A 17,930-nucleotide genomic window follows, 5' to 3' on the forward strand; every position below is an offset into this window, starting at 1 on the left:
TGCAGAGACTTCGTCGTGCACGGTCATGGGATGGCGGTCGATCAGGAGATCGCGTTGATGGCGGCGGTCAGCTTGGCCTTGAAGGTGTCCGGGATCGGGATGTAACCGGCCTGGTCCAGACCGTTCTGACCGTTGGTGGTCGCCGAGGTCAGGAACGCCTTGACGGCCTTGGCCGTATCGGCGTCGCTGTAGTGGGAGCAGACCACCTCGTAGGTGGCGAGCATGATCGGGTAGGCGCCCGGGTCCGACGGGTTGTAGAAGGAGTTGGTGTCGAGCACCAGGTCGTTGCCCTTGCCGGTGACGGCCACGCCCGCGACGGCCTTCTGCGCGGCCTCTACGGTCAGTTCGACCGGCTTGACGGCCTTGTCGGTGAGGATGCGGGCCATCTTCAGGTTCTGCGACTTCGCGAACGACCACTCGTTGTAGGTGATGGCGCCCTTGGTGTTGTTGATCGCGGCCGAGGTGCCCTCGTTGCCCTTGGCGCCCTCGCCGACGCCGCCGGCGAAGGTCTTGCCCGCGCCCTTGGTCCACGCGCCCTTCGAGGCCGCGCCCAGGTAGCGCTGGAAGTTGTCGGTGGTGCCGGACTCGTCGCTGCGGAACAGCACCGAGATCTTCAGATCGGGCAGCTTGTCGGCCTCATTGCTGTTGAGCGCCTTGACCTGCGGGTCGTTCCAGTTGGTGATCTGGCCGCTGAAGATCTTGGCGGCGGTCGGGCCGTCGAGCACCAGGTCGCTGATGCCGTCGAGGTTGTAGGTGATCGCGATCGGGCCGAACACGGTGGGTAGGTTCCAGGCGGGCGATCCGCAGCGCGCGGCGGCCTTGTCCGGCTCGCCCTTCGCCGGGTCGAGCGCGGAGTCGGAGCCGCCGAAATCGGTCTGGCCGCCGACGAATTCGTTCACCCCGGCGCCGGAGCCGCTGGAGGTGTAGTCCAGCTTGAAGCCGTCGCAGTTCTGCTCGTAGGCGGCGATGAAGCGGTCCATCGCGTTCTTCTGCGCGGACGAACCGCTGGCCTTGAGGGCCTTCTTGCCGCCGCAGGCGACGTTCGTGTTGGTGGCGGTGTTACCCGTCTGAGCCGAATTGTTGTCGCTACCACAGGCCGACAGGGTCAGGGCACCGGTCGCGGCCAGCACACCGAGAAGGGCGGTGCTGCGCTTGAGATTCACCTATTCCTCCGGGAATCGCTTCGTACACGCCCGATCCCTCAACGATCGGACGGGTGCTGTGGTGCCCGTTCGCAGAGAACTTGCGCACCAGGCAACGGAGTGCTGCCCATACGTAACGTAGGTTCGGCCGATGGACAGATGGACCAGGGAAGGTGAACGGCAGGTGAACACCCCGGCGCGATTGCGCTGTGTGAGTGTGACATTTGCCGCAAAGTTACTACCGAACCGCGCGGTCTTTCCGAACGGGACATTCCCGGCCTACTCGGAACCCCGTGCGGCATAGGCGGCGTCGATGTGGGCGGGCTCGAATCCCAGCCGGGTGTAGGTGTGCACCGCGGCGGTGTTGTCGGCCTCGGTGTAGAGCAGCACCTCGCCGAGACCGCGCCCGCGCAGGTACCGCAGTCCCGCCAGCGTGAGCAGGCGGCCGAGGCCGCGGCCCTGGGCGGCCGGATCAATACCGACCACATAGACCTCGCCGACCGGCGGGTCCTCGTCGTAATGCACCTTCGTCCAATGGAATCCCAGAATTCGCTCCGGGTCGGCCGGATCGGCGGCGATGAACAGCCCCGCCGGATCGAACCAGGACGAGTCGCGGCGCACCGCGATATCGGCCTCGGTCCAGCCGCCCTGTTCCGGATGCCAGGAGAAGGCGGCGTTGTTCACGCGCAGCACCTCGGCGTCGTCGGACGGCCCGGCGTAGGTGCGCAGGACGAGATCGCCCGGCACCTCGAGCTCGGGTAGCTCGGGAGTTGCCAGAGATCGCTTCATCTGCCAGAGTTCGCGCGCCATCGTCAACCCCAGGCGACCGGCGACGGCCCGTGCGGGAGCCAGATTGCCGTGCGCCCAGACCCGGGCGCCGCGGCCGCCCGCGGTGAGGGCGGCGCTGACCAGCGTGGCGCCGATGCCGCGCCCGCGCGCCCGCGGGTCGACCACCGCCTCCGCCATGGCCGGGTGATCCCCGTGCGCCGGAACGAGATTCGCGTAGCCGACCACCTCGCCGTCGCGCAGCACCGGCAGGTGCCGTGCGGCCGACGGCGCGGTCAGCGACAGCACCGCCTGCTCGGAGATCGGGGCGACCCCGTCGGCGCGGGTCGCCCGCTCCAGCAGGGCCGAAATATCCTGTGCGAGTGCGGGTGCGACCGTCTCGGACCACCCGGACAGCGGTCGGGTCACGAGGCCGACCCGCCCGCCGGGGTCAGGTGCGCATCGTCGCTGCCGTCGCTGTCCTCCTCGGCGGCGGCCGCGGGCTGGTCGCCCTTCCCGCTGCCGCGGGCCGGGCGCACCGCCTTGTAGCCGACGTTGCGCACGGTGCCGATCAGCGACTCGTACTCGGTGCCGAGCTTGGCGCGCAACCGCCGTACGTGCACGTCCACGGTGCGGGTGCCGCCGAAGAAGTCGTAGCCCCACACCTCCTGGAGCAGTTGCGCGCGGGTGAACACCCGACCGGCGTGCTGCGCGAGGTACTTCAGCAGTTCGAATTCCTTGTAGGTGAGGTCGAGCGGGCGGCCGCGCAGCCGGGCGGTGTAGGTGCCCTCGTCGATCACCAGCTCGCCGAGCGTGATCTTGCCGGAGCTCTCCGGGCTGGCGGCGCCGCCGTTGCGCGCCACCAGCAGTCGCAGCCGCGCGTCTAGTTCGGCGGGACCGGTGCCGGGCAGCAGGATGTCGTCCAGGCCCCAGTCGGCGTTGACCGCCACCAGGCCGCCCTCGGTGAGCACCGCGACCACGGGCACCGACGAACCGGTGCTGCCGAGCAGTCGGCACAGTCCGCGGGCGGCGGCCAGATCGGTGCGCGCGTCCACCAGTGCCACGTCCGCGGTCCCGGCCTCCAGCAGCGAGGCCACCTCGGTCGGCGCGGGGCGGACATGATGCGGCAGCAGCGCCAGCGACGGCAGGACCGACTCCGGGTCGGGGTCGGAGGTCAGCAGGAGCAGCTCCACAAGCTCTCCTCCCAATCTGGCATGTCCGCGGCAACCTCGGTGTCTTTCGCGATTCCATGCAAATCCGCACAGGTAATTCGTGCCTACAGTAGCGCGTCGGACTGCACGATCATGCAATCCAGGCAACCAGCGCATTCGTGCCTCGCCCGCGCATCCGGTTCCGTCCGACCCGATCGCGCCGACGTACGAACCGATATCGTGCCTTCATGCTCTGTTCACCCCGGAAATGCGAGGACCGCTCCTAATGCGCAAGGTCGTGCTCGGGATACTGCTCGTGGTGGCGCTCGCCGTGGTGACGGATTTCACTGTCGCCGCGTACTCCGAGTACCGGGTGTCGCGGGCGCTGCGGGCCGGGGGCGAGCTGAGCGCCGATCCGTCGGTGACCATCCGGGAACAGATCGGCTCCCCGTTCCTGCTGCAGGCGATGCGCGGGAACTTCCGCGATGTCGAGATCCGGGCGCAGGTGAACCGGCCCGACATTCCGGGCGAGATCGTGGTCGAGGCGTCGTTGGGCGGCGTCCAGCTGCACATGGGCGACCTGGTCGACGCGAATATGGCTGTGGTGCCGGTGGATCGGGTGTCCGGGCGGATGTGGATCGACGGCCGGGCGCTGACGCGCATCTTCGATATCAAGGACCTCTCGCTGACCGGACCGGCCGCCGACAAGTCCGATGGCACCGGCGGTTCCGGCGGCACCGGCATGACCACCCGCGGCGCCTACATCCTGACCGGCACCATTCCGCTGGGGCCGGAGCCGCGCAGCAGGGAGCGGGTCAGCGTGAAGGTGAATCTGCTGCTCGACGGCGACCAGATCCGCATCGTCGCCACGGATCTCTATCGTGGAGAGGGTGACACGTCCTCGGCCAACTCCGCGCTGCTGAGCCCGGATCTGGACAAGGACGCGGTGCTGGCGCGGTTCACCCGCACCATCGACACCAGGGACCTGCCCTTCGGGGTGCATCCCACCCAGGTCCAGGCCCGCGGCGGACAGATCGTCGTCGAGGGCGAAGGGGAGAACATGACGATCGATATGGACAGGTTTGCCCGACCATGACCGCATTGCTGATTCTGGCCGTCGTGCTGGTGGCCGCGCTCGCGGTGGGGGTGCTGGTGCGCCGCCGCGAGGGCGCGGTGCGCAATGCCTCCACCCCCGCGCTCGGCGCGGGCCCGCGCGCGGAGCTGCTGGCCGCGGTCGGCGTGACCGGCAATGTCCCTGCGGTCGTGCACTTCTCGGCCGAATGGTGCGGCCCGTGCGCCGCGGTGCGCCGGGTGGTCGCCGGAGTGGTCGCCGATCTGGCCGCCACCCCGCAGCCGCCGCTGGACGTGGAGGTCGACATCGACGCCCAGCCCGCGCTGGCCCGCGAACTGAACGTGCTCTCGCTGCCGACCACCTTCGTCTTCGATGCCCGCGGCCGGGAGCGATTCCGCATCTCCGGCGTGCCGAAGGCCGCTGACCTGCGCAGCGCCGTCAGCCCGCTGACCATGCTCGATGCCGCTTAGTGAGCCGGGTTACCAACCCCGGGTCCAATTTCCGCCGCGAAGCGGGTAAACTGCTCTTCGTGCAATCCCGCCGAGAGCTCATGCTCACCCGACGCCGCACGGTAGATCTGTGTCGGCTCGGCGGTTGCTGCTGTCTGTGCATCTAGCCGGTCGGCCTTTCCTTCTTCCGGTGCCGACCGGTTCTCCCGCTATCTGAGTGATCTCGCCGATCCCCGGTGATCCGGCCATATCTCGAGACCTACAAGTCCTCATCAGCGCAGGAGTTCCTCCGATGCCCGAGCACACCTCTATCTCCGATTCACAATCCGCACAGCATGTTTCGACCGGCCGGGTAGATGTCCGCGGTCCGCGCTTCGCGGCCTGGATCACCACCGGCGTGCTGGTCGGAGTTCTGGTCGCGGCGGCGTTCTCCATTCCGCTGGCGACCGTGCTGATCGGCCTGCAGGCCGTCGTGTTCGCGCTCGGCGCGTTCCGCGGCCCGCGGCGCAGCCCGTACGGCTGGCTGTACGCCACGGCCGTGGCGCCGCGGTTGGGCCCGCCGCCGGAGACCGAGCCGGTCGCGCCGCTGCGGTTCGCGCAGCTGGTCGGCCTGATCTTCGCCGCCGCCGGATTCGTCGGCTTCCTGGCCGGAAGCGGCGTGGTCGGCGCGATCTTCACCGGCTTCGCGCTGTTCGCGGCGTTCCTCAACGCGGCCTTCGGTATCTGCCTGGGCTGCAAGCTCTATCCCCTGGTGCTGCGGCTGCGGCCCGCGGCGACCGACTCCCCCGCCTGACCCCACCCAAGCCCTGGCAAGTCACTTCGAAAGGAACAACATGGCTCGCTCCGATGTCCTGGTCTCCGCAGACTGGGTCGAAGAGAACCTCCACACCCCCGGCGTGGTCGTCGTCGAGGTCGACGAGGACACCTCCGCCTATGACACGGGGCATATCGAGGGCGCCGTCAAGCTCGACTGGAAGAACGATCTGCAGGATCCGGTTCGGCGTGACTTCGTCAACCGGGAGCAGTTCTCGGATCTGCTGTCGGCCCGCGGTATCGGCAACGACGACACCGTGATCCTCTACGGCGGCAACAACAACTGGTTCGCGGCCTACGCCTACTGGTACTTCCGGCTGTACGGCCACCAGAAGGTGCAGCTGCTCGACGGCGGCCGCAAGAAGTGGGAGCTCGACGGCCGCCCGCTGTCCAAGGACGCGGTGAGCCGCCCGACCACCGCGTACAAGGCCGCCGAGCAGGACGTGTCGATCCGCGCGTTCCGCGACGAGGTGATCCACGCCATCGGCACCAAGAATCTGGTGGATGTCCGCTCGCCCGACGAGTTCTCCGGCAAGATCCTGGCCCCGGCCCACCTCCCGCAGGAGCAGAGCCAGCGGCCGGGCCACATCCCCGGCGCCATCAACGTGCCGTGGAGCAAGGCGGCCAACGAGGACGGCACCTTCAAGTCCGACACCGAGCTCGCGGAGCTGTACCAGGAGGCGGGACTGGACGGCGAGAAGGAGACCATCGCCTATTGCCGCATCGGCGAGCGTTCCTCGCACACCTGGTTCGTGCTGCGAGAGCTGCTGGGCCACAAGAACGTCAAGAACTACGACGGGAGCTGGACCGAGTACGGCTCCCTCGTCGGTGCACCGATCGAGTTGGGAGCGTAAACGACCATGTGCGCAGCACCTACCCAGGGACAGACCCTGCCCGCCAACGTGGACATCGAGAAGGAGACCGTGCTCACAGGTCGCGTGCTCGACGCCGACGGCAATCCGGTGGGTGGCGCGTTCGTCCGCCTGCTGGATTCCGGCGACGAGTTCACCGCCGAGGTCGTGGCCTCCGGCACCGGTGACTTCCGGTTCTTCGCCGCGCCCGGCGACTGGACCATCCGCGCCCTGTCCTCGTCCGGCAACGGCACGGCCAAGGTGGCTCCGCAGGGCACCGGCATCCACAACGTGGACGTCACGGTGGCCGCGTAGGACGCCGAACCGCGAAACGGCCCCGGGATTCGGATTCCCGGGGCCGTTCGCATATCCGGGTCCGGGAGTCGTTAGACTTCGAGACGTGGTCCTAGCCTTCGAGATTCTGCTGGTTCTCGTCTCCGTACTGATCGCCTGGTTCGGTCTGTACGTCCTCTACCGGCTCTTCACCGAGTCGTGACCGAGTCGGCGCACGAGAACCTCGACAACCCGACGACGAACGGTACGGCGCCCGAGACGTCCGCCGCTCGCCGAGACAATGGCGCCGCTGCCCGCCGCAGCGGCGACCAGGCCGTGGCCGACGCCGCCGAGCGCGCGAAAACCACTGCCGCGCGCAATATTCCGCAGCTGCCGGATCTGCCGCTGCCGGAGGACACCGCCAATCTGCGCCTGGGCCCGGACCTGAGTTCGTCCATGCTCGCCCTGCTGCCGCTGGTCGGTGTGTGGCGCGGCGAGGGCGAGGGTAACGACCCCGACCGCGGCGACTACCGCTTCGGCCAGCAGATCGTGGTCTCGCACGACGGCGGCGACTTCCTGGCGTGGGATTCCCGCTCCTGGGTGCTCGATTCCGACGGCGCCTACGCCGGTCCCGATTTGCGCGAGAGCGGTTTCTGGCGGGTCGGCATCGACGGCGACGACGAGGTCATCGAACTCCTGCTCACCCACAGCTCCGGCATCGTCGAGCTGTTCTACGGCCAGGCCCTCACCCAGTCCTCCTGGGAACTGGCCACCGATGTGGTCATTCGCAGCCAGTCCGGCGCGGTCGTGGGCGGCGCCAAACGCCTCTACGGCATCGTCGAGGGCGGCGACCTCGGCTATGTCGAGGAACGCGTGGTAGCCGACGGCACCCTGGAGCCCCGCCTCTCCGCCCGCCTGCAGCGCTATATCGGCTGACGCTCGAAAACTCTTCCCCCCCGAATAGGAACGACCCCCGAGCCATACCTACGGAGACCAAGTTCTCACGCGGGTCCCGGTCGGACTAACCGGGGGCTCGGGGGCCGGGTGGCTGCTTTGGATTAGCGTCGCGCTCGCGAACAGGAATCCGTTACAGCGGTGGCGCTAGCTGACAGCCACCTCACGTGTCCTTCGAATACTCATTCTTTGAACCACCTCCTTCCCGTGTACACACGAATCTAGTGGGCGGTCAGGCCGTCGGCAACGGATTTTCGTGCAGAGCGAACGACCAGGTCAGGGGTTGGTTTTCCGGGATAGTCGGGGTGATGGTGAGGTGGCCGCGGCCGTCGAGGGTGACCACGGTGTCGGCGCGGTGGTCCGGCGGCAGCTGGTGGGTGACCACCACGACGGTGCGGTCGGGGGCGACGAGGCCGCCGCCGGGGTCGAGCAGGGCGCGCAGCAGGTCGGCGCCCGTCGCGGCCTCCAGGTGTTCGGTGGGCTCGTCGAGCAGCAGCACCCGGGCCGGGGAGACGAGGGCGCGGGCCAGCAGGATGCGGCGGCGCTGTCCGCCGGAGACCGCGGCCGCGCCGCCGGTCAGTTCGGTGTGCACGCCGTCGGGGAGGCCGTCCAGCCACCGTCCCGCACCGACCGCGCGCAGGGCGTGCTCGGCCTCGGCGGCGGTGAGGTCGCCGCGCGCGACCCGCAGGTTCTCCAGCACCGTGGTGCCGAACAGATGGGCGTCCTCGGCGAAGAAGGTGACCCCGGGACGCGGGGTGTCGAACAGGCCCGCCCACGTCATGAGCAGGGTGGTCTTCCCGGCCCCGCTCGGCCCGACGACGGCGATGCGCCGCCCCGCGGGCAGCCGGGGCAGCTCGGCCGCGGGACGGCGCGCCGGGGCGCCGCGCTCGGCCGCGACGATGCGGCGCAGGGCCGCACGGCCTTTCGTGAGGGACTGGGCGGCGGCCGGGAGCACCGCCACGGCCTCGAACGCGGACAGCGGCAGCAACACCAGAACCGACAGCGCCGTGGGTGTGATCGCGCCCGGCGGCGCGGGCTGCAGCGGCCCGGCGGGGGCCCCGGACCCGCTGCCGTACAACAGGATTCCGATCAGCAGCGCGCCCAGGACGCTGGCGCCGACGGACAGGGGGGTGGCGGCCGCGGCCCAGGCGCTGTGCGAGGCGGCGCGGTCCTCGGCCGCGACGGCCCGGCGGCCCGCCGCGGTGGCGGTGGCCAGGGCCCGGTCCAGCCGTCCGGCCACCCGCAGTTCCGCGGCGTGGTCGAGCACGGTGACCGCGGCCGAGGTGAATTCGGCGCGGTCGGTGCGCACCGCGAGTTCGGCCTCCCGGGCCGCCCGCGCGGACAGCCACGGCGCGACGATCCCCGCCACGGCCAGCGCCACCGCGAGCACCGCCGCCGCGGCGAGCGAGATCGGGGCGAGCAGGGCGACCGCCGCGAGCGAGAGCGCCAGCGCCACCGCGATGGGGACGAGGGCCCGCACCACGACCGCGCCGAGTTCGTCGATATCGCTGCCGATCCGGGTCAGCAGGTCCCCGCGCCGCAGCGGCCGCGGGTCGCCGGTCTCGGCGGCGCGGCGGGTGGTCCAGATATCGGCGCGCGACAGCGCCGTGTAGACGCTCGTCCGGGCGGCGGTCATGGCCCGCAGCGCCACGTCGTGGGTCGTCAGCCGCTCCACGTAGCGGAACAGGCCCCGCGAAATGCCCAGGGCGCGAACGGCGACGACGGCCACGCTCAGATCCAGCACCGGCGGCATCTGCCAGGCCCGCGCGATCAGCCACGCCGCCAGCGCCGCCAGGCCCAGGCCGCTGCCCAGCGCCACCGTGCCCCAGCACACCGAGACGAGCACCCGCCACCGCGGCAGTTCCAGCAGGCCCCACATGCGCCGGAAATCGGCTGCGGCGCTTCTCATCGCGTCAATGCTCCTTCCGAAGCGCGCACGTCGACGAGGTGGTCGGCGGCGGCCAGGACCGAGGGCCGGTGCCCGACGACGACCACCGTCGCTCCGGCGCGGGCACGCGCGGACAGGGCGGCCAGGACCGCGGCCTCGGCGGCATCGTCGAGGTGGGCGGTGGGTTCGTCCAGCAGCAGGATGGGGCGATCGGCGGCGAGGACGCGGGTCAGCGCCAGGCGCTGGCGCTGACCGAGGGACAGGCCCAGGCCGCCGGGGCCGACCACGGTGTCCCAGCCGTCGGGCAGTTCGGCGAGGACGGTATCGAATCCGGTTGCGGCGCAGGCCGCCTCGACAGCCGATTCGGAATCCGCGTGGGCGCCGAACAGTTCGAGGTTCTCCCGCAGTGTGCCGGGCAGTAGCACGGGACGCTGCGGCAGCCAGGCGACCCGGGACCACCATTGCTCGGGATCGAGTTCGGGGACCGCGATACCGTCGACGGTCACCTCGCCGTCGTCGGGTGCCGCCAATCCGAGAATCGCCTGTAGCGCCGTGGATTTCCCGCATCCGTTGGGGCCGGTGAGCACGGTGACCGTGCCGGGGCGCAAGTCGGCCGACAGGCCGGAGGGGGCGAAGCCGTCGCGGGAGTGCATGCTCAGGTCGCGAATCGTGATGTGTCCGTTTGAGATTCCGGCATGCTTTTGGCCGGAATCTGTAGGAGATCCCGGCCAAAAGCATGCCGGGATCAAAGACGCAGGGGGTGCCGGGATCAAAGACGCAGGGGGTGCCGGGATCGAAGACGGAGGGGGTACCGGGATCAAAGATGGGGCTGGCTGGGGGGATTCGGGCTCGAGTACCGCGAAAGCCCGGTCCGCCGCGGCCATTCCGTCCTGGGCGGCGTGGAAGCGCTCGCCGACGGCGCGCAGGGGGAGGTACACCTCCGGGGCGAGGATGAGGCCCAGCAGGGCCGGGTAGAGGTTCATGTGGCCGAAGACCAGGCGCATGCCGATGGAGACGGCGACCAGTGCGACGCACAGGGTGGCGAGCATCTCCAGCACCATGGAGGACAGGAAGGCGAGGCGCAGCGCGGCCATCGTGCGGCGATGCAGCGATGCGCCGAGATCGCGCACCCGGTGGCGCATGGTCGGGGCCGAATCGCCCTCGGCGGCACCGGATTCGCGACCGAGCGCGCGCAGCGTGGGCATGCCCGCGAACAGGTCGAGCAGCTGATCGGACAGCCGGGTGGCCGCCGCCAGGGTGGCCGCCGCCCGGCCCTGCGTCATGAGGCCGATCAGCACCATGAACACCGGGATCAGCGGCAGGGTCACGAGAATGATGCCGCCCGCCACGAGATCGTGGAATGCGATGACGCCCAACACGATCGGCGGCACCAGGCAGGCCAGCAGCAGCGCGGGCAGATAGCCGGTGAGATAGGCCCGCAGCCCGCTCAGGCCGTTGCCGACCACGACCGCCAATTCGGTTCGGCGCGTGTCCAGTTCGCGCGGCGGCAGCCGCGCGCCCGCCGCCAGCACCGCCGACTCCAGCTCCGCGACCACCTGCGCCCCGGCCCGGTGCGCCAGCCGCGCCTGCCACCACGTCGCCACCGCCCGGCACAAGATCGCGACCCCGAACACGATCAGCTCCACGGCCCAGGCGGCCAGGGTGCGCCGTCCCGGATCGGTGATCACCCCCGCCAGCACCCGCGCCACGGCCAGCGCCGCCACCACGATGCAGCCGGTGATCACCAGCGAGAGCAGCACGCTCACACCGAGATAGCGGCGGGCCGATCGGGCGTATCGCCACAGGCGCGGGTCGACGGGCTTGGCCATGGCTCAGGCGCTGGTCCGCGACAGCGGCAGCCCGATCGGGGCGGGGATCTGCTCGACGATGATGCGCTGGCGGAACACCCAGTACGTCCAGCCCTGGTACAGCACCACGAGCGGGGTCAGCACCACCGCCACCCAGCTCATCACCACCAGCGTGTAGTGCGTGGAGGTCGCGCTCACGGTGGGATGACCGTCGACCATGCGACCGTCCACGCTGAGCCCCAGCGCCGGATCGAGGGTCGAGGGCATCACATACGGGAACAGCGCCCCGAACAGCAGCACCACGGCCGCCACCACGGTGAGCGCGGTGCCGGTGAACGCCCAGCCGTCGCGGCCGCGGTACACCGAGGCACCGGCGAGCAGCAGCCCGATCACCGCCAGCGCCAACACGATCCAGGTCCAGCCCTTGCCGTACTCCAGCTGCGTCCACAGCCCGAACGCCGCCACCACGGCGACGGTGGGCGCCAGGATCAGCTTGGCGATGCGCTCGGCCCTGGCGCGCACCTCGCCGCCGGTCTTCAGGCCGATGAACACCGCGCCGTGCAGCAGGAACAGCAGGGTGAGCGCCACCGCGCCGAGCAGCGCGTACGGCACCAGCAGGTGCAGCAGCCCACCCTCGACCTGCTTGTGCGCGTTCAGCCGCACGCCGTGCACCAGGTTGGCGAAGGCCAGGCCCCACGCCAGCGCGGGCACCCAGGACCCGAACACAATGGCCGCGTCGCACCCCCGCCGCCAGCGCGGATCATTGATCTTGCCGCGGTATTCGATGGCGACGGCGCGCACGATCAGCGCCACCAGGATCAACAGCAGCGCCAGGTAGAACCCGGAGAACAGGCTGGCGTACCACTCCGGGAAGGCGGCGAACATGGCGCCGCCACCGGTGATCAGCCACACCTCGTTGCCGTCCCACACCGGCCCGATGGTGTTGAGCACCACGCGCTTTCGGGTCTCGTCGCCGCGGCCCAGGATCGGCATCAGCATGCCCACGCCGAAGTCGAAGCCCTCGAGCACGAAGTAGCCCGTGAACAGCACCCCGATCAGTACGAACCAGAATTCCGGCAGACTCATCTCGGCTCCTCAGTAGGCGAACGAAAGCTTCTCGACGGCAGCGCCTTCCGCCTCGGCGGCGGGCGCGTGTTCCTCCGGACCGGCGATCACGTAGCGCCGCATGAGGAAGAACCAGACCAGCGCCAACGCCCCGTACAGCGCCGTGAACACGATCAGCGAGAACAGCACCGTGCCCGCGGTATTGCCGGAAACCGCCTGCTGCACCGTCATTCGGATGTTCGGATCGCCGGTCGGATTGGGCGCGACCACCCACGGCTGGCGGCCCATCTCGGTGAACACCCACCCGGCGCTGTTGCCCAGGAACGGGGTCGGGATCACCAGCAGGCTCAGCCACGAGAACCAGCGCTTGTCGGGCACCCGCCCGCGCCGCGTCACCCAGAAGCCGACCAGCGCGATCAGCGCGGACCCGATCGCCCAGCCGATCATCGCGCGGAAGGTCCAGTAGGTGACGAACAGGTTGGGCCGGTAGTCGCCGACGCCGTACTTGTGGTTGTAGGCGACCTGCAGATCCTTCACGCCGTCGAGCTTCACGTCGCTGAACTTGCCGTCGGCCAGGAACGACAGCACGCCCGGCACCTCGATGAGGTGGGTGACGCTGTCGCAGTTGTTGTGGGTGCCGACGGTGAGCACCGAGAAGTCCGGATCGACCTGGGTGTTGCACAGCGATTCCGCCGAGGCCATCTTCATCGGCTGCTGCTTGAACATCAGCTTGCCCTGGACGTCGCCGGTCAGCACCAGCGCCACGCCCGACAGCACGATGACCCACATGCCCATCCGCCCGGCCGGGCGCCACACCGAGCGCGCCTCCTCGAGCCGGTCCCGGCGCGCGTTGCGCACCATCCACCAGCCCGCGATGCCCGCCACGAAAGTGCCTGCGGTGAGGAAGGATCCGGCCACCACGTGCGGGAAGGCCGCCAGCGCCGTGTTGTTGCCGAGCAGGTCGCCGATGCTGTGCAGCTCGGCGCGCCGGGTCGCCGGGTTGTAGGTGGCGCCCACCGGATGCTGCATGAACGAATTGGCCGCGATGATGAAGTACGCGGAGGCGTTCACGCCGATGGCGACCATCCAGATCGTGGCCAGATGCACCAGCTTCGGCAGCCGGGTCCAGCCGAAGATCCACAGCCCCAGGAACGTCGACTCCATGAAGAAGGCGACCAGACCCTCCATGGCCAGCGGCGCGCCGAAGACGTCGCCGATGAACCGGGAGTATTCGCTCCAGTTCATGCCGAACTGGAATTCCTGCACGATGCCGGTGGCGACGCCGAGCGCGAAATTGATCATGAACAGCTTGCCGAAGAACTTCGTCAGCCGGTACCAGACCTCCTTCCCGGTGATGACCCAGGCGGTCTGCATGCCGGCGACCAGCGGCGCGAGGCCGATGGTGAGCGGCACGAAGAGGAAGTGGTAGACGGTGGTGATACCGAACTGCCATCGGGATACGTCGACGACGTTCATGCCCGTGCCTCGCTGCACTTGCCCATTACGGCCTCCCGCCGATCTACGACATGTCGTAGTACACGTTACGCCGGAGGTTCGCTCGATCAATGAGTCCTAGGCCACGACACTCCGGGACTTTTGCTGTCGGATAGTGGTTTTCCTGTGCCCTTTCGACATATTGCGGTCGACGAACGTGTTTGCCGTCACCAATCGCCGAGGCTCCACGCCCGCGCGATGCCGCGATCCACGAGTTCGACGATCTCCGGCGCGCAGTCCGGCGCCGACATGCGCAGCCCGTCCAGCGACGCCACCCGGGCGGCCAGCGTGACGCTCGAGACCAGCCAGACACTGTCCGCCGTAATGAGATCCGCGGTGAACAGCGACTCGTAGCGACAGTCCCAGCCGGCCTTCTCCGCCTCCGCGAACAGCGCGCGCTGGGTGATGCCCGGCAGCACACCGTTGCGCGCGGGCGGGGTGATCAGCTGCCTGTCCCGCTGCACCACCACCGACGAGCGCGGCCCCTCCAGCACCCGATGCTCGGTGCTGGTGAAGATCACGTCGTCGGCGTTCATCCGGGCCGCGAACCGCAGCGCGGCCATATTGGTGGCATAGGACAGGGTCTTGGCGCCCAGCAGCAGCCAGGGCGCGCTCTGCGCCAGGTCGACCGAGATGCCGCGGGTCAGGGTGATCACCGAGACGCCCTCGGCGCGCGCCCGGGCCACCCGCTCGGCCACCGGCATCACCAGCACGTATCCGGTGACATCCGATGCCGGACCGGATAATTCGCCGCCGCCGGCGCGCACGGCGGCGTGCCCGTCGCGGCCGCGGGTGAGGATGAGCCGCAGCATGCCCTCGCGCTCGGCGCCCCACTCCTTGACCGCGGTCTCCACCGCGGAGCGCCACTGCCCCGTATCGGGTTCCGGCAGATCGAGCGCCTCGGCCGAGCGACGCAGCCGAGCCAGATGCAGTTCGAGCGCGCACGCCTTGCCGTCGCGCACCAGCGCCGTTTCGAAGATGCCGTCGCCGCGCAGCGCGCCGATGTCGTCCGCATAGAGCAACGGCGCGTCGGGGTCCTGAACTGCGCCGTCGAGTGTCACCAGAACACGATCCACCATGCGTGGAAGCCTAGGCGAGTCGGCCGTTCTTGGCGGGGGTACCGGACTCGAGGTACATAACCCCCGGTTGGGACCGACACTCCGGTATGTATCGACCCCGGCGGGGCCCGCCGACGGCGACGGGAAGCTGCCCGAGAAGCGCGGCCTATACAGTGGAGACGTGTCCGTGGTTTCAACGCCCAGCCCGTTGCTCACCGCTCCGGGGGCCGTCCCGGGCCTGCCGGAGGGTCCCGATGCCGCGGTGGCGTGGCACTACGGAGATCCGTTCGGGGAACAGCGGGCCGCGGCGCAGCGCGTCGCCGTGGTGGATCGCTCGCATCGTTTCGTCTTCACCATCACCGGCGCCGAGCGCCTGACCTGGCTGCACACCGTGTCCAGCCAGCACATCGCGGCGCTGGGCGACCGGCGGTCCGCGGAGAACCTGGACCTGGATCTCAACGGTCGGGTGCTGCACCACTTCGTGCTCAGCGATCTGGACGGCACGCTGTGGGTCGACACCGAGGGCGAGCGCGGCCCCGACCTGCTGGGCTTCCTGCAGAAGATGGTCTTCTGGGCCGACGCCAAGCCCGAGCCCGCCGATTACGCGGTGCTGAGCCTGCTCGGCCCGCGGGTGCGCGAGCTGACCGGGGCGCTGGGCGTCGAGCAACTGCCCGGGGTGTACGAGGTCGCGCCGCTGTCCGGCGGCGGCTTCCTGCGCCGAATGCCCTGGCCCACCGAGGATTCCTACGATCTGCTGGTTCCGCGCGCCGAGCTGTCGCGGTGGTGGTCGCGGCTCACCGAGGCAGGGGCCGAACCGGCGGGGCTGTGGGCGTTCGAGGCGCTGCGGGTGGCCGCGCTGCGCCCGCGCCTGGGCGTCGACACCGACGACCGGACCATCCCGCACGAGGCGCGCTGGATCGGCGGCATCGCCGAACACGGTGCGGTGCACCTGGACAAGGGCTGCTACCGCGGCCAGGAGACCGTGGCCCGGGTGCACAATCTCGGCAAGCCGCCCCGCCACCTGGTGCTGCTGCACCTGGACGGATCGGCCGACAGCCGCCCGGTCACCGGCGACCCGGTCACCGCCGGGGGGCGCGCGGTGGGTCGACTCGGCACCATCGTCGACCACTACGAATTGGGCCCCATCGCACTGGCTTTGATCAAACGCACGATCCCGGCGGACACCGCGCTGGCGGCCGGGTCGATGGCCGCGGCCATCGACCCGGAATCGATGCCCGCCGACGACGAGCCCCAGGCGGGCCGGGTCGCGGTCGATCGATTGCGCGGGCGATGATCCCGGCCGCACCGGCGGGCGCGGTCGGCCGCGTGCTCGCGGTGTGCGTCGTCCACGCCGAGCTCGAGATGCCGCCCAGGGTGAGCCGGGTCGGCCGCACCGCGATCGACAAACGCCCGGTGCCGCACCGGGTTCCGGTGCGCGGCCTCGGACTCGACGGCGACCACGTCTGCGACACCGTCAATCACGGCGGTGTGCACCAGGCCGTCTACGCCTACGCCGAGGAGGACGCGCGGCGCTGGGGCGACGAGTTGCGCCGCGACCTGCCCGCGGGCTGGTTCGGCGAGAACCTGCGCATCGCCGGGCTTGCGGTGAGTGATGCGGTGCTCGGCGAGCGCTGGTCGGTCGGCGACACCGTGCTGGAGGTGAGCGCGCCGCGGGTGCCGTGCTCCACCTTCCAGCACTGGAGCGGAGAGCGGCAGTGGGTCAAGCGTTTCACGCTGCGCTCCGACACCGGCGCCTACCTGCGCGTGCTGACCGAGGGCACGATCGGCGCGGGCGACGAGGTGCGGGTGACCTACGTCCCCGAGCACGGGGTGACCGTGCGCGAGCTGTTCGCCGGGACGGATCCCGAACGGCTGCAACTGCTGCTGGCGAGCGAACCCACCGTCTCCGACGACGTCCGCATGCAGGTGGCCCGGCACGCGCGCCGGGCACGTACGCTCACGCCTGATACGGTCGCGATTCCCGCGGACGGGGAATCAACGGTAGGGAAGGGTCGAAGGTGAGTGTCGAACTGGTCGAGGTGGTCCGATCGGGGTTCCGCGAGTGCGTGCACCGCGGCTCGGTGGTGATCCTGGACCCCGACGGCGAGCCGACCGTGCAGCTCGGCGAGGTCCACCTGCCCATCTTCCCGCGCTCGACCAACAAGCCGATGCAGGCGATCACGCTGCTGCGCAACGGCTTCGACCCCGTCGACGACGCCGAGCTGGCCATCGCCACCGCCTCGCACTTCGGCGAGCCCGAGCACGTGGCGCTGGTGCAGCGCCTGCTGGACCGCTTCGGATTCACCGAGGACCAGCTGGCCTGCCCGCCGGACCTGCCGTCGTCGGAGGCCGCCCGCGCCGAGGCGCTGGCCGGGCGCGACCGGGACAAGGCCGTGCGTCGCATCTATATGAACTGCTCCGGCAAGCACGCCGCGATGCTCGCCACCTGCGCGATCAACGACTGGCCGACCACCGGATACCTCGACGCCGCGCATCCGCTGCAGCGCGCGGTGGCCGCGACCATCGCCGACATCACCGGCGAGCCGGAGACCGACCTCGGCATCGACGGCTGCGGCCTGCCGATCGTGCCGGTGTCGCTGGTGAATCTCGCTCGCGCGTATGCGATATTCGCCACGTCGGCGCCCGGCACACCCGAGCGGCGAGTCGCCGACGCCATGCGCAGCCACCCGCGAGTGATTTCCGGCACGGACGGCTCGGACCTGCTCACCATGCAGGCAACTCCCGGCCTGGTGTGCAAGATCGGCGCCGACGGCGTGCACGCGGGCGCCCTCCCGGACGGCCGCGCGTTCGCCTACAAGATCGATGACGGTCACGACCGCGCACGCATGCCGTTGACGCAGGCGATTCTCCAGCGCATGGGTGTCGCATGGACCGACGCGCACGCCGAACTCGGCACCCCGGCGGTGCTCGGCGGCGGCGCCAGAGTGGGGATAATCCGCGCAATTCCCGGCGTGCTCTAGGTGTCTCGGCCCGGAGGCGACAACCGGGCAAACTCGACCGGTTCCGGAGTCATCCCCCACTCCTGGAAGCGCGACCGCCGGACACACGCTAAAGTGTCTGTCAGGAAGAGTATTAATTCGAACGGGGCCGCCAAACCACCCCAGGCCGCCCCGCAGTGACGCGAGG

General features: G+C 69.9%; 17 protein-coding genes. 9 read left to right on the forward strand and 8 right to left on the reverse strand.

Annotation, left to right across the window (positions count from 1 at the left end):
* Positions 1-41: 41 nt before the first annotated feature.
* The 3 genes from pstS to HPY32_RS13635 all read right to left on the reverse strand — a co-directional run bounded on the left by pstS (position 42) and on the right by HPY32_RS13635 (position 3,100).
* Positions 42-1,163, reverse strand: a complete 1,122-nt coding sequence (gene pstS, locus HPY32_RS13625) for a phosphate ABC transporter substrate-binding protein PstS (protein ID WP_067580925.1) — start codon at positions 1,161-1,163, stop codon at positions 42-44.
* A 258-nt stretch (positions 1,164-1,421) separates the two neighbouring features.
* On the reverse strand, positions 1,422-2,324 hold the full coding sequence (gene mshD / locus HPY32_RS13630) for a mycothiol synthase (RefSeq protein WP_067585191.1): 903 nt from the start codon (positions 2,322-2,324) through the stop codon (positions 1,422-1,424).
* An 8-nt stretch (positions 2,325-2,332) separates the two neighbouring features.
* Positions 2,333-3,100 (reverse strand): winged helix-turn-helix transcriptional regulator, encoded by a 768-nt coding sequence (locus tag HPY32_RS13635; RefSeq protein ID WP_067580923.1) that lies wholly within the window; start codon positions 3,098-3,100, stop codon positions 2,333-2,335.
* Positions 3,101-3,344: 244 nt separating this feature from the next.
* Here HPY32_RS13635 and HPY32_RS13640 point away from each other — a divergent pair, with 244 nt between their 5' ends.
* The 6 genes from HPY32_RS13640 to HPY32_RS13665 all read left to right on the forward strand — a co-directional run bounded on the left by HPY32_RS13640 (position 3,345) and on the right by HPY32_RS13665 (position 7,452).
* Entirely contained in the window at positions 3,345-4,154 is an 810-nt protein-coding gene (locus HPY32_RS13640) for an LmeA family phospholipid-binding protein (RefSeq protein ID WP_067580921.1), read from the forward strand.
* Positions 4,151-4,600 carry a thioredoxin family protein gene (locus HPY32_RS13645; RefSeq protein WP_067580919.1) on the forward strand — a complete coding sequence of 150 codons (450 nt, stop codon included), beginning with the start codon at positions 4,151-4,153 and terminating at the stop codon, positions 4,598-4,600. The genes HPY32_RS13640 and HPY32_RS13645 overlap by 4 nt, the downstream gene beginning before the upstream one ends.
* Before the next feature lie 271 nt (positions 4,601-4,871).
* Complete coding sequence (locus HPY32_RS13650) at positions 4,872-5,372, forward strand: DUF4395 domain-containing protein (RefSeq protein ID WP_067580918.1); 501 nt, start codon at positions 4,872-4,874, stop codon at positions 5,370-5,372.
* Positions 5,373-5,412: 40 nt separating this feature from the next.
* Positions 5,413-6,246: a sulfurtransferase gene (locus tag HPY32_RS13655; protein WP_067580916.1), complete on the forward strand. Its 834-nt coding sequence runs from the start codon at positions 5,413-5,415 to the stop codon at positions 6,244-6,246.
* Positions 6,247-6,252: 6 nt separating this feature from the next.
* Entirely contained in the window at positions 6,253-6,558 is a 306-nt protein-coding gene (locus tag HPY32_RS13660) for a DUF1416 domain-containing protein (RefSeq protein ID WP_067580914.1), read from the forward strand.
* Positions 6,559-6,852: 294 nt separating this feature from the next.
* Positions 6,853-7,452, forward strand: a complete 600-nt coding sequence (locus tag HPY32_RS13665) for a heme-binding beta-barrel domain-containing protein (protein ID WP_067585185.1) — start codon at positions 6,853-6,855, stop codon at positions 7,450-7,452.
* Positions 7,453-7,702: 250 nt separating this feature from the next.
* Here HPY32_RS13665 and HPY32_RS13670 read toward each other — a convergent pair whose 3' ends face one another.
* The 5 genes from HPY32_RS13670 to HPY32_RS13690 form a co-directional block, all read right to left on the reverse strand.
* Complete coding sequence (locus HPY32_RS13670; protein WP_067580913.1) at positions 7,703-9,379, reverse strand: ATP-binding cassette domain-containing protein; 1,677 nt, start codon at positions 9,377-9,379, stop codon at positions 7,703-7,705.
* Positions 9,376-11,187, reverse strand: a complete 1,812-nt coding sequence (gene cydD, locus HPY32_RS13675; RefSeq protein WP_067580911.1) for a thiol reductant ABC exporter subunit CydD — start codon at positions 11,185-11,187, stop codon at positions 9,376-9,378. The genes HPY32_RS13670 and cydD overlap by 4 nt, the downstream gene beginning before the upstream one ends.
* 3 nt (positions 11,188-11,190) lie before the next feature.
* Positions 11,191-12,252 (reverse strand): cytochrome d ubiquinol oxidase subunit II, encoded by a 1,062-nt coding sequence (gene cydB, locus HPY32_RS13680; protein ID WP_067580909.1) that lies wholly within the window; start codon positions 12,250-12,252, stop codon positions 11,191-11,193.
* 9 nt (positions 12,253-12,261) lie between these two features.
* Entirely contained in the window at positions 12,262-13,707 is a 1,446-nt protein-coding gene (locus tag HPY32_RS13685) for a cytochrome ubiquinol oxidase subunit I (protein ID WP_067585182.1), read from the reverse strand.
* 185 nt (positions 13,708-13,892) lie between these two features.
* Positions 13,893-14,804: an aminodeoxychorismate lyase gene (locus tag HPY32_RS13690; RefSeq protein WP_067580907.1), complete on the reverse strand. Its 912-nt coding sequence runs from the start codon at positions 14,802-14,804 to the stop codon at positions 13,893-13,895.
* A 160-nt stretch (positions 14,805-14,964) separates the two neighbouring features.
* Here HPY32_RS13690 and ygfZ point away from each other — a divergent pair, with 160 nt between their 5' ends.
* Genes ygfZ through HPY32_RS13705 form a run of 3 tightly spaced genes read left to right on the forward strand, consistent with a single transcriptional unit; the run spans position 14,965 to position 17,764 of the window.
* Positions 14,965-16,077 (forward strand): CAF17-like 4Fe-4S cluster assembly/insertion protein YgfZ, encoded by a 1,113-nt coding sequence (ygfZ, locus tag HPY32_RS13695; protein ID WP_067585179.1) that lies wholly within the window; start codon positions 14,965-14,967, stop codon positions 16,075-16,077.
* Complete coding sequence (locus HPY32_RS13700; RefSeq protein WP_082870804.1) at positions 16,074-16,805, forward strand: MOSC domain-containing protein; 732 nt, start codon at positions 16,074-16,076, stop codon at positions 16,803-16,805. Before ygfZ ends, HPY32_RS13700 begins: the two co-directional genes overlap by 4 nt.
* The gene (locus HPY32_RS13705) at positions 16,802-17,764 is read left to right on the forward strand and encodes an asparaginase (protein ID WP_067580906.1); all 963 of its coding nucleotides are present in this window, start codon (positions 16,802-16,804) and stop codon (positions 17,762-17,764) included. Before HPY32_RS13700 ends, HPY32_RS13705 begins: the two co-directional genes overlap by 4 nt.
* Positions 17,765-17,930: the final 166 nt, after the last annotated feature.

Source organism: Nocardia terpenica, from assembly GCF_013186535.1.
GTDB classification, from domain to species: domain Bacteria; phylum Actinomycetota; class Actinomycetes; order Mycobacteriales; family Mycobacteriaceae; genus Nocardia; species Nocardia terpenica.